The sequence below is a fragment of the Bacteroidia bacterium genome (assembly GCA_037045145.1).
In the GTDB taxonomy this organism is placed as follows: Bacteria; Bacteroidota; Bacteroidia; order AKYH767-A; family OLB10; genus OLB10.
In genome coordinates, this window is the sequence record JBAOIA010000011.1 from 1,143,817 (window position 1) to 1,158,268 (window position 14,452).

21 protein-coding genes are annotated in these 14,452 nt (G+C 44.2%); 11 read left to right on the forward strand and 10 right to left on the reverse strand.

All coding sequences use genetic code 11. The features are described 5' to 3' along the window. Positions 1–84: 84 nt before the first annotated feature. Both V9G42_06025 and V9G42_06030 read right to left on the reverse strand, forming a co-directional pair. Positions 85–858: a hypothetical protein gene (locus tag V9G42_06025; protein ID MEI2758978.1), complete on the reverse strand. Its 774-nt coding sequence runs from the start codon at positions 856–858 to the stop codon at positions 85–87. 26 nt (positions 859–884) lie between these two features. Continuing rightward, positions 885–1,052 carry a hypothetical protein gene (locus V9G42_06030; GenBank protein MEI2758979.1) on the reverse strand — a complete coding sequence of 56 codons (168 nt, stop codon included), beginning with the start codon at positions 1,050–1,052 and terminating at the stop codon, positions 885–887. Between the two features lie 144 nt (positions 1,053–1,196). On the opposite strand from V9G42_06030, the gene V9G42_06035 reads away from it, so the two are divergent. From V9G42_06035 to V9G42_06085, 11 genes are all read left to right on the forward strand, one after another. Next, the gene (locus V9G42_06035; protein ID MEI2758980.1) at positions 1,197–1,649 is read left to right on the forward strand and encodes a DDE transposase family protein; all 453 of its coding nucleotides are present in this window, start codon (positions 1,197–1,199) and stop codon (positions 1,647–1,649) included. Then, positions 1,646–2,512 (forward strand): hypothetical protein, encoded by an 867-nt coding sequence (locus tag V9G42_06040; GenBank protein MEI2758981.1) that lies wholly within the window; start codon positions 1,646–1,648, stop codon positions 2,510–2,512. Before V9G42_06035 ends, V9G42_06040 begins: the two co-directional genes overlap by 4 nt. Positions 2,513–2,567: 55 nt before the next feature. Further along, positions 2,568–3,269, forward strand: coding sequence for a hypothetical protein (locus tag V9G42_06045; GenBank protein ID MEI2758982.1), 702 nt, complete (start codon positions 2,568–2,570; stop codon positions 3,267–3,269). A gap of 2 nt (positions 3,270–3,271) precedes the next feature. Then, entirely contained in the window at positions 3,272–4,060 is a 789-nt protein-coding gene (locus tag V9G42_06050) for a DNA adenine methylase (GenBank protein MEI2758983.1), read from the forward strand. Positions 4,061–4,063: 3 nt separating this feature from the next. Beyond that, positions 4,064–4,477 carry a phage protein Gp36 family protein gene (locus V9G42_06055; protein MEI2758984.1) on the forward strand — a complete coding sequence of 138 codons (414 nt, stop codon included), beginning with the start codon at positions 4,064–4,066 and terminating at the stop codon, positions 4,475–4,477. 122 nt (positions 4,478–4,599) lie between these two features. After that, positions 4,600–6,834: a DUF935 family protein gene (locus tag V9G42_06060; protein ID MEI2758985.1), complete on the forward strand. Its 2,235-nt coding sequence runs from the start codon at positions 4,600–4,602 to the stop codon at positions 6,832–6,834. Next, positions 6,834–7,046: a hypothetical protein gene (locus tag V9G42_06065; protein MEI2758986.1), complete on the forward strand. Its 213-nt coding sequence runs from the start codon at positions 6,834–6,836 to the stop codon at positions 7,044–7,046. Before V9G42_06060 ends, V9G42_06065 begins: the two co-directional genes overlap by 1 nt. Then, positions 7,027–7,536, forward strand: coding sequence for a hypothetical protein (locus tag V9G42_06070; GenBank protein MEI2758987.1), 510 nt, complete (start codon positions 7,027–7,029; stop codon positions 7,534–7,536). The genes V9G42_06065 and V9G42_06070 overlap by 20 nt, the downstream gene beginning before the upstream one ends. Further along, entirely contained in the window at positions 7,537–8,049 is a 513-nt protein-coding gene (locus V9G42_06075; protein MEI2758988.1) for a hypothetical protein, read from the forward strand. It begins immediately after the preceding gene. Between the two features lie 4 nt (positions 8,050–8,053). Then, on the forward strand, positions 8,054–8,371 hold the full coding sequence (locus V9G42_06080) for a hypothetical protein (protein ID MEI2758989.1): 318 nt from the start codon (positions 8,054–8,056) through the stop codon (positions 8,369–8,371). Further along, positions 8,368–9,486, forward strand: a complete 1,119-nt coding sequence (locus V9G42_06085; protein MEI2758990.1) for a hypothetical protein — start codon at positions 8,368–8,370, stop codon at positions 9,484–9,486. Before V9G42_06080 ends, V9G42_06085 begins: the two co-directional genes overlap by 4 nt. Here V9G42_06085 and V9G42_06090 read toward each other — a convergent pair. The 8 genes from V9G42_06090 to V9G42_06125 form a co-directional block, all read right to left on the reverse strand. After that, entirely contained in the window at positions 9,479–10,198 is a 720-nt protein-coding gene (locus V9G42_06090; protein MEI2758991.1) for a zinc ribbon domain-containing protein, read from the reverse strand. The genes V9G42_06085 and V9G42_06090 overlap by 8 nt on opposite strands. 39 nt (positions 10,199–10,237) lie before the next feature. Then, the gene (locus tag V9G42_06095; GenBank protein ID MEI2758992.1) at positions 10,238–10,423 is read right to left on the reverse strand and encodes a hypothetical protein; all 186 of its coding nucleotides are present in this window, start codon (positions 10,421–10,423) and stop codon (positions 10,238–10,240) included. After that, entirely contained in the window at positions 10,410–11,021 is a 612-nt protein-coding gene (locus tag V9G42_06100) for a hypothetical protein (protein MEI2758993.1), read from the reverse strand. Before V9G42_06100 ends, V9G42_06095 begins: the two co-directional genes overlap by 14 nt. Continuing rightward, positions 11,021–11,371: a hypothetical protein gene (locus V9G42_06105; GenBank protein ID MEI2758994.1), complete on the reverse strand. Its 351-nt coding sequence runs from the start codon at positions 11,369–11,371 to the stop codon at positions 11,021–11,023. Before V9G42_06105 ends, V9G42_06100 begins: the two co-directional genes overlap by 1 nt. After that, positions 11,368–11,673: a hypothetical protein gene (locus V9G42_06110; GenBank protein MEI2758995.1), complete on the reverse strand. Its 306-nt coding sequence runs from the start codon at positions 11,671–11,673 to the stop codon at positions 11,368–11,370. The genes V9G42_06105 and V9G42_06110 overlap by 4 nt, the downstream gene beginning before the upstream one ends. A 321-nt stretch (positions 11,674–11,994) precedes the next feature. Next, the gene (locus tag V9G42_06115; protein MEI2758996.1) at positions 11,995–12,216 is read right to left on the reverse strand and encodes a hypothetical protein; all 222 of its coding nucleotides are present in this window, start codon (positions 12,214–12,216) and stop codon (positions 11,995–11,997) included. A 484-nt stretch (positions 12,217–12,700) separates the two neighbouring features. After that, positions 12,701–13,594: a site-specific DNA-methyltransferase gene (locus V9G42_06120; protein MEI2758997.1), complete on the reverse strand. Its 894-nt coding sequence runs from the start codon at positions 13,592–13,594 to the stop codon at positions 12,701–12,703. A 292-nt stretch (positions 13,595–13,886) separates the two neighbouring features. Then, positions 13,887–14,330: a hypothetical protein gene (locus tag V9G42_06125; GenBank protein ID MEI2758998.1), complete on the reverse strand. Its 444-nt coding sequence runs from the start codon at positions 14,328–14,330 to the stop codon at positions 13,887–13,889. Positions 14,331–14,452: the final 122 nt, after the last annotated feature.

Genomic DNA, 14,452 nt, shown 5'->3' on the forward strand with positions numbered 1-14,452 from the left:
CCACTGTTCGCAAGTCCAAGCAATACCGTCAGTATGCTTATGCCAATGCTGAGGAAAGGCATATTGTAGCTATGCCCATCCACATTATATCGCGCCTTTGCTTTTAAGTTCTGCATTGAGCGAATCCAGCAATGCTTTATACTGTTCAGGATTTTCCTTTTTCATCAGACGAAGGCCGCGCGAATCCTTTTTCTCCCAATCGCGAAACGACCATCCTGCGCGGTCAACCGGAGCAGCATTGCCGATTTCGTTGTTTACGCGATTAGACAGTGGCATGCGCTCGGCAATACTGTCAAGCATCTTTTTGGTGCCATCAAAATCAACTTTCGCGAAACGTACATACGTATCTTTCGTGTCTTTGTCTTTGCCAATTTTTCCGGCAGCTGCCGCATCGTCCACAAGCTGAATGCACTTTTTATCAAATGCCGCAACTTCCGCATCTTCTTTTTCTTTGATAGAAAGTTTTAGTTTGCTTATTTCATCGGCTTTCGCTTTTTCACTTTCCATGAGAGCTTCAATTTTTGAAAGCACATCATCTTCCGTTGCCGTTAAAGCCAGTCCGAGCGACTTAGCCATCAGTTGAAGTTTGTTCATTATTGTTTGTTTTGAATTTCTGTTGAGTATGAGTTTAATTTCATCCTGTGAAATCTCTTTGCCTTCGCGTGTTAAGCGAAGAGCATTCTTGTTACCGGGGATTGGAGTTAGAGAAACTTCGCACAGTGTTGACTTAGTAATATGCACCATGTCATTGATGAGTTGCGTTTCGTTTACATCTAAGTGAACGCTTGCGGCTTTCAGGAAACCGCGTTCCCATTTGCCAGCCCATTTAGTTGCTTCTGCATCATCATCATCAAACACAGGCGTGCCGATTAGCTTGCCGTCTGTTACTGCAAATCTTCAATGCTGCCAAGCAATACATCGGGATTGTGATTGAGGAGCAAAACAGGATTACGTAAAAAATCAGTCGTATCAATGCCGCTTGTTACCACCACGCATCCGTAGGTGTTCATGCGCTCATCGCTGAGTATAATTCGTCCTTTTTCTTTTGACATTGCCTGGCAAAAGTGCAATGGCGTTTATCCTTTACCAAATCGTTTTAACACCATAAACCTACCACAAGCACACGGTTTGTTGATTTTCGACAAATGGTATAAACGAAATTTTTATACAGGCAGCTATTGATTCACCTTTGCAACATGAGCGGAAGACGGAGCAATGACTCCAAACGTATTTTAGCGGAAAAACTTTTCACCTCCGGCAATTACCTGCAGAAAGAGGTTGCCACATTAGTGGGTATTACCGATAAAACCATGGGCGAATGGGTAAAGAAGTATGGCTGGAAAGACCGAAGAGCCTCCTACACCAGCACCCGCGAAAATCAGATACACATGCTGCTGATGCAGATTAACAACATCCAGGAGCAGATTCTCGAACGCGACCAAAAAGAAAGATTTGCCACATCAAAAGAAAGTGATCAGTTGGCAAAGCTCTCTACTACCATGAAGAATATGGAAGTGGAACTTGGCATCAGCGACATGATAAGCTGCGGCATCAGATTCATTGACTATTGCAAAACTATTGACTTTGCAATGGGTAAAGAAGTTGGTTTAATGTTTGACGGATTCCTAAATACACTACTGCGTAAATGAGAACCACGTTTACCGATAAAGATGCCCTCAAACTTTGGGAAGAGTATCGCGAGCAGTTAATCAGCAGCACACCTGTTGACTTAACCGAGACGGCTTACGATAAAGAAAGGCGCGTGAAGGTTCTAAAAAAGGATTTTGTCAAATTTTGTCAATACTACTTTCCTCGATACGCATCCGCGCCATTTGGCGATTTTCATTTGAAAATATCCAAACACATTATAGACAATGACGTAACGTTTACATCCGTTAACGCAGCACGCGACCATGCCAAAAGCATCCTGTGCGATTTGCTGTTGCCTGTTTTCCTGATGGTAAACGGTGAGCTGGAAAATATGATTATGTGCAGCAGCACAGAAGGAAATGCTGTTCGCCTGATTACACCGTTGCGTATAAATCTTGAAAGCAACACGCGACTTATACACGACTTTGGAAAGTTTACCGGAAAATACACCTGGACAGAGAACGAGTTCACCACCAACGACCGTTGCAACTTCCTTTGCTTGGGTAAAGGTCAATCACCGCGTGTGGCGCGTAAAGATGCCGCACGTCCTGATTTTATTGTTTGCGATGATATTGATGATGACGAGGCCGTACTCAATGCCGAGCGATTAGATAAAGACTGGAACTGGCTAATCGGAAGTCTATACGGAACGTTCAGCTTAACCGGACGCAAACGGTTTATCATTGCCAACAACATTATTGCTCCCGACAGCCTTGCCGTTCGTGCACAGGCGCAGAGCGATAAAGTTTTTCTTGTCAACTTACTAACTAAAACCGACAAGGTAAACCACTCGGAAATTAAACGCCTGAAATCCGAACTGAAAAAGAGAGAAGGACGAAAAGAAACAGCGTGTACTTACTGATTCTATTCGCTATTACGAAAACGGCTACGAGGTTACATGGCATCAGAAAATATCCATGACCGATGCCGTTTACATGATTCATAAAATGGGCGTGCTTGCCGAGCGTGAATATTTCAACAATCCGCAAATCAAAGGCAAAATATTTTTGGAAGAGTGGCTGCAATTCGGAAAAATGCCAAAACTGTCGGACTTCCGTTACCTCATTCAATACCTTGACCCCGGCTTTATGAAATCAAAAACGAGCGACACCAAGTCGCTTGTGCTTGTGGGATTGCACAACGCCAAATATTACCTCATAAAAGTTTTTTGCGGACAGGCAACCATCAACGAAATGATTGGCTGGTGTTATGCGATGGACGATTATGTGAAACGCAATGGCGGCAGCGCACCGCTTAAAATGGAAGAGGTTTTTTTACAATCCTTGTTATATAAAGATTTTGCAGCCGTTGCCAAAGAGAAAGGATATGCAGTGCCTGTAAGTGGTGATAAAAGAAAAAAACCCGACAAAGATTCGCGCATAATTGCCACAGCCGGTTACTTTGAAAGAGGCGATGTATATGTAAACGAAGATGAGCGGCAAAACCATCACCTCAAGCAGTGGATTCAGCAATACACTTTTTTCCGTCCGGGTAATACCAAAGTAAAGAAAGACGGTTTAGATGCCTTTGAAGGCGCAATACACGAATTAAATCAGCTTGTAGTAAGCGCAGGAGGTTTTGCTTACGGCAGGCGAAACAAGTCAGCTAAATATTTTTAAGTATGAAAACACCTATTACCTATTACGGAGGCAAGCAGAAGTTAGTAAACGAAATTCTGCCCATGATACCCAAGCACGTTACCTACACCGAACCCTTCGTGGGTGGCGGTGCGGTTTTCTTTGCAAAGCCCAAATCGGAAGTGGAGGTGATTAACGACACCAACAAATCATTAATCACATTTTACCGCGTGGCGCAAACGGATTTTACTTCGCTTGAAAAGGAAGTGCGGATAACCTTGCACAGCCGCAGGGCGCATGAAGACGCTAAAATTATTTATCAGGCTCCGCATTTGTTTAACGAAGTCAAACAGGCATGGGCGGTGTGGACGCTAAGTACGCAAAGCTTTAGCTCCATGCTTGATGGTACATGGGGCTACGATATAAAAAGGCGCACCACCAGTAAAAAAATAATGAACAAGCGCGACAGCTTTACCGAAGAGTACGCCATTCGCTTACAGGATGTGCAGATTGAATGCACGGACGCACTCCGCATTATTGAAACACGCGACAGCGAAACCACCTTCCATTACATTGACCCGCCTTATGTGAACAGTCACTGCGGACACTATGACGGTTACTCATGGGAAGATTACGAAATGCTGTTAAAAAAGCTGACTGCCGTTAAAGGCAAATTCTTACTCAGCAGCTATCCGAGTGAAGTCTTAGACAAGTATGCTAAGAAAAACAAGTGGCAGCAAAAACAAATTCAAATGGAAGTAACCGTGGCCAACAATACAGGCAACCGTAAACAAAAAACAGAAGTTCTAACAGCTAATTATACCATTATATAAATCATGGCTTTTATAGACAAAACCGATTTACTCAATTATGTGCGCCAAAACAAATTAGACGACATCACCGACTTTGATGATACCAAATTAGATGCCGCCTGCGAAGACATGGAGGAGTACGTGAAGGGCTACCTGTCGGCACGGTACGATGTGGATGCCATATTTACCGCCACCGGCACGGCCCGCAATCCGGTAATCAAAATGTATATGTGCGACCTTGTGCTGTACCACCTGCACAAGCTGATTAACTGGCGCAAGATACCGGAGTTCCGAAAGGAACGCTATCAGGAAGCTAAGGAATGGTTGCAGGATGTGCAGGCAGGATTGATTAATCCGCCCACGCTGCTGCTGCCCACCGATGGCAGCCTTGATTACATCATATTTGGAGGAAACCCTAAACTTGGCAATAACTACTGACCACACCCCCTTAGAATGCCCTTAGAGCTCCTTAGAGTGAGGGGTAAAATCTTCGGGAGGTAGGTAGATGCCACAAAAACGAGATACGCGGTTTAACAGGCTTTAAAATAAGAATTTCAAAAATGGCGAAAAACGATAAAAAAAACATCAGCAAAAACACCCAACAGGTGGAAAGGCAGGCAGTATATCAGCTTACCGTAAACCCGGTGCGCATGGCGGTAAACGATATTGCCAAATGGAAGCTGGCCATTGATCAGGCACGTGACCCTAACTTTCCCAGAAGAAGGCTGCTGTACGAGCTGTACGACCAGATAATATTGGACGGACACCTGTCGTCAGTAATCGAAAAGCGCAAGTTGTCGCTGCTTAATAAGCGCGTTCATTACAGCGATAAGTCGGCAAGCGGAGAGGTGAAGCCCAACGAAGAGGTAACTGACGGCATCATCAACACCACATGGTTCAGAGACCTTATGGATTATAGCCTTGATGCCGACAACTACGGTCACTCGCTCTGTGAGTTCATTATGGAAGGCGGCATGATAACAAAGGTGGAATTGTTTAACCGGGCCAACGTAATTCCTGAAATAGGACTGCTATGCTGGAACTACTATACCATGCCTGCCATAAGCATCAACGGAAAAGCCTTCCGCGATAATATTCCCGTTGCTGTTAACGACAGTGTCGGCATTTTTTACCGCGACAATCAAAAACACAGCCCCTATCTGATTGAGTTTGGCAAAGCCAAAAGCTACGGACGGCTGATGGTAGCAGCACAATATGTCATATTAAAACGTAACGGAATTGGGCAGTGGGCACAGTTTACCGAAATATTCGGACAACCCTTCCGTGTTGGCGAATACGACCCCTACGATGGCTCGGCACGCAAGCTGCTGGAAGACGGCCTGGACAACATGGGCGCGGCCGGATCGGCGGTGATACCCAAAGGCACGATGCTTAATTTTCATGACCATAACGGCAGTGGAAAATCAGAAGTATTTAAGGACCTGATTGATGCTTGCAATGGCGAATTGAGTAAAATATTTCTCGGCAACACCATGACTACCGAAGACGGCAGCAGCCTGAGCCAAAGCCAAACACACAAAGAGTCGGAAGACGAGCTGAAGGTTTCTGATATGATTAAGGCCGAGCAAACGCTTAACTTTATTGTGAAACCGAAACTGCAGGAGCTTACAGGCATCAGGCTTGACAAGGGTAATTTCAGTTATCCGCAGTCGAGCGAAATCCCGCTTGAACAACGCATACTTATAGACTCCAAACTGACGGAATTAATTCCGATAAGCGAAGAGTATTTTTACGCAACATACGGAGTGGATAAACCTAAGCCGGGCGAGATTCCCGTAAGAGCCTCGTCCCGGTTTTCGCTCCCTCCGGATGATGAGGAAGAAGAAGAGAATAAGGACGAAAGTCAAAAGTCAAAAGAGAAGGGAGAAGAAAAAAAGTCGGAAGAGGAAAAACCAAACGAGGAGTTTAGCGATGATGCCGAAAAAAAAAAGACTAAGCTGACGCAGAAGCTGACCGCCCTGTACGGCACTTCCGTTAAGCACTATAATGGAAAAAAACTTGTGCTTTCTGCCAAAGATAAATCCAAGCTTGATGAGATATGGGAGCGCATTGCACAAGCCATGCACCAGGGCAAGCTGCGCAAAAATTATGTGGACCCTGAGTTAGTTGCCTTTATTCGCAGAAAGCTGATGCAGAGTGTGCAGACCGGTTACGGAGGCAATATAAGCAGCTATGGCGATGGCACGCCTGACAAGGTAATGCTTGAAAACCTGGCAGAAGATGTAAAGGTGTTTAGTGGCTTTAAAACGTTTCAGGAACTACGCGAAGCAACCGACCTGCTTACCGACAACGATGGTAAGCTGCGCGAGTTTGCCGACTTTAAAAAAGATGTGCTGAATGTGAATGCAAAATATAATGAGCATTGGCTGGAAACGGAATACAACTTCGCCATTGCATCATCACAATCGGCAAGCAACTGGGTGAACTATCAGGAAAGCAAACACATTATCCCCAACCTCACCTATCGCACCGCAGGTGATGACCGCGTGCGTGAAGAACATGCAGTGCTTGACGGTATCACGCGCCCCATTGACGATTCGTTTTGGAATACCTATTATCCACCAAACGATTGGGGTTGCCGGTGCGATGTTGACCAGACGGACGAGGAGGAAGTAACGGACATTGCCGATATGAGCCTGAAAGAGCCGCCTGAAATGTTCAGGGTTAACACTGCTAAGGAAGGCGTGGTGTTTCCGAAAAACCACCCCTACTATGAAACCAACCGCAGCGAACGCAAAGCAATACGTGAACAACTTGATGATATGGAGGACTGATGATGCAAAAACACATTACACGCGAAAAAAAGATTCTCGTCATTGGCGAGTATAAACCCTTCAACCTGTTTCATGCGCTGGGCTGGCGCAAGGGGCAGCTTGATTATATGTTTGACGTATGCCGGACAGAAAGGGAAGTGTGGGACAAAATTGATAAACTGAAACAGCTTTATCCTAATTTACAATTAATAGATGAGCGAAGGAAGAAATAATTTTCCGCATCCTTTTCGTAAGGTGCAGGAGCAATATCGCAAACTTGTGGAGGAGTTGCCTATGATAGTAAGCAGTGTGGCAGAGAATGAATTTAAAAGCAACTTCCGCAAGCAGGGCTACGAGGAAACCTCCGGAGTAGTGGCATGGGCCAAACGCAAGAATGACAGAGCGGAAGGTCGTGCCCTTTTAATTAAAACAGGCAGGCTGCGCAGAAGCTTTAAAAAACGCCCTACCACCGATACGGCAGTGGTAATAAACGACACACCCTATGCCAAGGCTCTGAACGAAGGCTCTAACAAAAGAGTAAATGTGAAGGCAACAGCCTACAAGCGCAAAAAGCCCAACAAAAAAAAGCAACGCAAATTAGTATATGTGAAGGCGCACAAGCGGCAGAACAACTTACCTGCACGACCCTTTATGAAAGACACTGCCGCGCTGCACAAAAAAATTGATAAGCGAATTTCAAGTGAACTTAAAAAACTATTATAAATGATTTTAAAAGGACTTTATCAGGTTATTATGGACAGGATACAACAGCAGTGTCCGGAAGTGAAATACATTGACCTGTTCAACGACCAGTTTAATTACGAAGATCAGGAAGATGCCTTCAACACACCTGCCGTGCTGGTGGAGTTTGCGCCATTTGAAACGCGCAGCCTAAGCGAGGGGCGACAGGATATGGAAGTCCCCTTCATACTGCACGTAGGCACTGAACAGTATGAGGAAGCAAGCAGCCGCGAAGAGCTGGCGCACCGAACACGCGCTTTGGAGCATCTCAACACCATTGACTCCGTATCCAAAGCATTGCACCGCTTTGGACAAGGTATAGGTGGCGATATTGTTCGGACAGGATTTGAAACTGATGTAAATCATTTTAACATGTACGTACACAAAATCAGTTTCAAACTAAGAATGGTTGATGACATTGCCTTGGCCAGATACATTCCCCTTGGCACAGGGCATCCAAATATGAACTTTAACGATGAAATTGTAAATCCATAACAAAATGAATGTAGGGGCGACAAAAACAATAAAACTCGAAACCACTGATACGGATTGGGACTTTGACACTGCCGTTGAAGCAGCATTAATTGTACATGTCAATAAAAAGAAGTACCTGACTTATAAGAAGTCTGACCATACACTTATTGTTGATACTGACCCCAAAAAAGCTTCGGCATTTATTACCAGGGGCGAATCGCTCAAACTGGTGCCTGGCATGCTGGGCATAGAGCTTTATGTTCAAAAAAACAACACCGAGCACGGCATTAGCTTGTATTTGGAAGTAGAAACAATTAAACCCTCTTTTACAACTAACCTATGAGCGATATAACTATTACTTTCTCATTAGCCGGTGACATTACGCTAAACGGTATGCCGACAACACCTGCAGCAACAGAGGTTGACCCCACAGTACCGGCACATGTTAAAGCCATTACTACGGCTGACATCTCTTCCTGGAACAACAAAGCAGATGCCGCTAATCTGACAGCCGAACAAAATGCAAGAATAGCCGGTGACAGCAATCAGCAGACTTATACAGACCTTGCCGTGAGCAACTTGCTGGATGGTGTGCCTTCTGCCGGTAATACACTGAATAAATTATTCAACCTATTTGTTGGAAGCGTTATTGAAGTGACCGTTGCTGACATTGCCACACGCGATGCTTTAGACATATTACTTGGCAGCCATGTATTTGTGTTGGACGATGGCGATAACAAATGGGCTTTGTACAAGGCTACCACTGCCGGTGTAGGAGCCAATTATGTGAAGCTATCAGACCCCGACCTGTTGAATGCCGTAATGACAGCCGCACAAATAAAAGCAGCCTACGAAAGCAACAGCGACACCAATGCTTTTACAAATGCATTGCTGGCAAAACTCAATGGCATTGCAGCCGGTGCAACCGCAAACGACACCAATGCCAACCTACGCAACCGAAGCACACACACAGGCACTCAGGATGTGAGTACTGTAACAAATGCCATGGACAAAACCACTTTTAAACGCAGCATCAAATCAACAGACCAGACCTTTGCATCCACAAGCATGGCCGCGGTTGACGACTTGGTGTTTAATGTAGATGCCAATTCGGAGTATCTTTTTAGCTTCAATGGCCGGATGGGTAGTAGTGGCACCAATGGCGGCCGCATAGGTGTTAACTGCCCGGCAGGGGCAACAATAGAATATCAGGTATGGGCTAATCTTGGCAGTGTCGGCACTTCGCTAATGGCAAAAGGCATTGACAGCGGTGGTGCAGAAAGCAACACCGTGGCTTCTGGCGGAACTGGTGTATCAAGCTTCGCGTTTTTTATTACCGGCAGCATTAAAACAGGAGCAACGGCAGGCACCGTACAACTCAATGCAAGAAGCATGGCAGGAGGTAACTCTTTCTATATATATGCAGGAGCTGCGGTAAAGGCGGAAAGGATTAATTGAAAATCAAATACACTATAAAAACCGCAACCAGCAGCAGTATAATCATCATAACTTTTCCTGCTGTGTTTTTTTCTTTTTCGGCAGTGCGTCCTGATTCATTTAAGGCTGATTCTTTCTGATAGCGATTAATAAAATTTGTGATTAATTTTTTATCTCCACCGATAAGTATTGTTTGTGGCGAGTGAGTTTTCACATCCCAATAGTTTATGATAAGATATGTTTTGTCTGTAATTTTTTCGGATTTATTTATGCCAGACAAACCGCCAACGATAGCTCCAACACCTCCGAATACAAGTCCACCAACAACTGCCCTGCCTATTACGGATTTATCGGCAGATACCAATTCGCCACGAGTTTTCACATTGAGTGAAATGATTTGTGCATTGTGTATTTCTACTCTATGAGTTAATGACGTGGACAGCGTAATGCCATGCGTGTGCAGCATTACATTTATTTTTCCCGAATCCAAATTGCCAATTACATTTTCATCTCTCAGATAATCGCCTTTAAAGTATGAGTCCTGCCCCCAATTAGTTATTTGCTTTCCAATATTCAAATCAGCAGGCAAGTCGGGAAAGGCGAGCGTTTGTTCGGCTGCGGTAGAGGTAACAACATGCTGCTGTTGTTTTACAAGCGGAAAGGCGCAAGAGGGGCAAACGGTAGCTTTATCGCTTACTTCTTTGCCGCATTCGGGACAGTTAATGAGTGCCATTGGGGGGGATGAAATTTAATTGTTAAACGGTAGGCTAAATTATACTTTTTTCTTAAGCAATTGCTCAATATAACTTTGTTTATAGTAGCATTTTTGTTCCAAATGTGCCACTATCCAGTTGTGGCTGTACTTTTGCACGCCATACTCCTGAATGGCAGAAAGCCTGTTATATTCGTCTATCAGCTTACGGTGGCGCATTTCGGCTAATTCTTTATTGGTGGGCATTATTATTTATTTGTGGTTCAACAAAATCAATGCAGTTGTTGTGCCGGTCATATTTAGGAACAAGGCCCAGCGAGCGCAAGTGCTCATAATATGCAGGCAGTTTTTTGGGATCCATTTTATCGGCAGCAGCCTTTGAGTAGTAGTCGGGAAACAGCTTAACAGTACCATATACTTCGTTGCGAAGTTCATTATAATATTTTACATAATTTGCCACAGAATATTTGTTTTTAAACAAAAAGTTGTCGGAAATGAAGTATTTAGACAGCAACAAATCATTGACTTCTACCTGCTTTATTTTGCCTATTTCGCTTTGGGTAATTTTATACTTCACCTTCAGGTGCCGGTAGTAGTAGTCGCAAAACATTTTAATCTTGATGTTGGTTTGCCCAACGGTAACCAATTGTTTTAGCCGGATGCAATCGTGGCATTTCATCAGGTCGGTTTCGGCAAAGTGCAGGTGGCGGCACAGGTATTCGGCCTGATGCTGGTTTAAAGGGTGTTTTAGGCTTATATCAATGCCCGTTAAATTGCCATTGAGGTAGTAAAATAATATTTCGCCTTCGAGCTTGTTACTTACCAAACGCCATGTATTGTGCATTACAGAAGTTCTTTGTGTATGGTTTGGTTTATATTGTTCAAAACATTGCGGGTATAGGTGTCAACACAGCTGTCAATGCCGAAGCAATTAAACAGTGTGGCAGCCTCTACCTGGTTGAGTGTAAAAGAGCGCATTTTGCTGCGCTTATGGTGTAAAAAAGTAAGCTGCTTGCGCTGCAGGCGCAGCCATATATTGTATAATACCTGTGCATACAGGCGGTATTGAAACAAGGTGGTAATATGCTGTGTGGCTTCTGCATTGGCATAATGAAAGCTTTGGTCAATAACAGCATCGGCAAGGGCTTTGCAGGCACAGGCATCTATATATATGTTTACCTTTTTAAAAATCATACGTGCTCAAACTGGCTGAGAAGCTTGGGCAACTCGGCATACTTATATTCATTTATAGATTTGTGTAAATAGCCATATTTGGAAAGCCATTTGTTTACACGCACGTAATCTATCTTGCCGCCAAGCATCCATCCTTTATCGCGCACTAATGCAAAAAACTTGCGCCTCATGGCAATGGCTCGCTGGTCGTGATAGCCTGCCTGCTCGTTGGCAAGGTTTTGGAGGTAGCGCAAAAGTTCGTCACACTCATGCACGGTGAGGTCGGCACTGGAGGTGGCACGACCGTTGGAGTAGCTGCACACCAGGTCCTCTTTATTTTCGGTACAAATGCCAAGCTTGCCTATGAGCAGGTGCAGGCGTTTGTTTTGTTCAACGGTTCTTGTCATGGTTTATACTCTTTATAATAAGCCAAAGGATGGCGGCAAAAATTGCAGCATCCATCAGCAGGTAAATCATCAGTAATATTTCTTTCATATATTAAGCCTTTTAATTTTGATTGTATTGATGCCCGAAGCCGTGATAACAGTAGTGTGGACACACACTACTACAGCCCCCGTAAAGTGGGTTTATGTTTTGAGAAAAAGCAGTGTGCCAGTGGCACACTGCTTGAAGCAAATCACAAATCATATCACTAATGATGATGGATATGATTGAACATCTGCCGATGGCGGAGCCTGTTGCGTTAATTCCTTTTCAAACTCCGTGCTATCGGCATCATTATGGCAGGCAATGCGTGTTATAAAGGCATGGCATGGTATGCCATTTTCGGTTTTACCTTCCCATACACGGGCAGGCAGGCCATTAATGGTTACAATTTTTGTGGTTGATGTGAGTGTTACTTTCATATTTATTTGATTTTGAATTGTTGATATTAAATGGTACTGGAAACTCGGTGTATTTATGAATGTGCTGTGTGCCGTACACACCTGTGTTTTTATTCCTGTAAAACTCTTTACGGCACTTCCAGTGAATGAATAATCCGGTGTCCTTGCACTGGAAGCCGTTATGCAGGTGTTTATTGATATTGCTTTGTATAAGCTCTTGGTTACAGATAGTGCAGGTCATTGGTTGTTCTTTTTATGTTTACCATTCTCATCACAGTCGCCTATGCAAGTGAGCCAACCACCTGTACCATTGCATATATCACAAGTCCTAAAGTCATCTATGTCGTACCACAGCGGGTCTTCCATCATTAACTATTCGCCATCTGTGCCGCCTTCACCACCGCAACTCCAACACTTTGTCCAACATGTGTCGCAACATTTGCAACGAGGGCAGATTTCATCTTCAAAGCACATCCCCAAGCCTCCTTTCAGCTATTTTGATATACTAGTAATTCAGTTCAATGCCCACATAATCGCGTCCGAGTTTTTTGGCAACCACTGCCGTTGTGCCTGCACCCATGAAGGGGTCAAGTACTACGCCCTGTTCAGGACTTCCGGCTTTTACCATGTCAACAATCAGCTTCTCCGGAAACGTTGCGAAATGAGCTCCTTTGAAACCTGCAACGGACACCGTCCACACACTGCGCTTGTTTGCACCAGTTGCCGGGCTTGCTTTATCTCCTATTTTATTGGTAGGCTTCCATCCGTTGTAATTAGTGCCATGCAGCAGCTTTTCAGGATGCCAGCCATATTGTGAGCGTGTAATTGAAGCCTGTTTAACTGCCGTTTTAATGGCTGTTGAATTGTAATAATACTTCGGTGATTTACTCAAGAGAAAGATATACTCATGCGCTTTGGTGCATCGGTCTGTTACGCCTTCAGGCATCGGGTTTGGCTTATGCCAAATAATATCCTGGCGTAAGTACCAACCTGATTCGCGGAGTGCGAAGGCAACCAGCCATGGTATGCCAATCAAATCTTTATTCTTATAGCCTTGCAGCTTGTATGGTTTGCTGAATATATCGCCAACGAATGAATGTTTGGGCTGAATGCCTTTCTTATTTACATCGCCTTTACCTCTGCCGCTTCCTGCGTAACTATCGCCAAGATTAAGCCACAGCGTGCCTTCAGGTTTGAGCACGCGGTTCACTTCGCGGAATACATTCACAAGCTCCACAACGTAAGCCTCCGGTGTTGGCTCTAATCCAAGCTGCCCCTGCACGCCATAATCGCGCAAGCCGTAGTAAGGAGGTGATGTTATGCAACAGTCAATGCTACCGTCAGGTAATGTGCGGAGAACATCAACTGAGTTTCCGTGATAAATAGTGTTTGTTTTCATTTTTCGTATTCAAATATTTGTGCTATTGTAAAAACTCACCGTAAATAATTCACCGCAGCCGATGCTTACGGTACTATCTGACGATCTCCAAAGGAGCATTTTAAAGCAGTGCATTTGGGATGCACTTAGTTTAGATGATTGATTTCACCTTTTATCATTTTAACGAATAGGTCCCTGTCATATATCAGCCTATTGCTGTGGTGTTTCAGTAATTTATATACAGCTTCTTGAAGTTTGTTTTTTGGCAAGTTTGCCGAGTGAAGTTTTGTGAAGTATTGAATTTTATTACCTGTCATACCGCCTCCATTATTAAAAAGACTCCAAGCCATACCATTGATGCCATGAATAAAATCAGACGACTGTTGTAGCTCAAATCAAATAAAGCCCTGCCATCAACGGATGACTTCCATCCATCAGGGTAAGTGCCTTTGTCAAGTCGGTTGTGAATTGAATATTGAAAACCATCGTGGATGTAAGGAAACGACAGCAGCATGAATAGCAGCATGAAAAAAGTTGGCCACGGACTTTTATCAACATTGTCATAAAAATGCAGGAGAAGTGGGGCTGCAAGCATAGCTCGCAGTGCGGTAAGGAAAGCGTGGTCGTAAATACGACCACGCTTGTCATAAGCCTGATTAAGATGATAGAAGTAGTACGCTTCGGCAAAGCCGAATAACGCAGCAGCTGCCAGCCAGTAGAGGGCTATTGCAGCAATAAACAAACAAGCTGTAATCATGGCTTTTTGGTTTGATGGTGAGAGAAGTCAGCCCGGCTGTGGAGTTCTGGAACTTTGTAATACTGGCTGTCGCCCGGAGTGTATGAGTTAAAACCTTCGTTGCATTTTGCAATGAGAAGTAA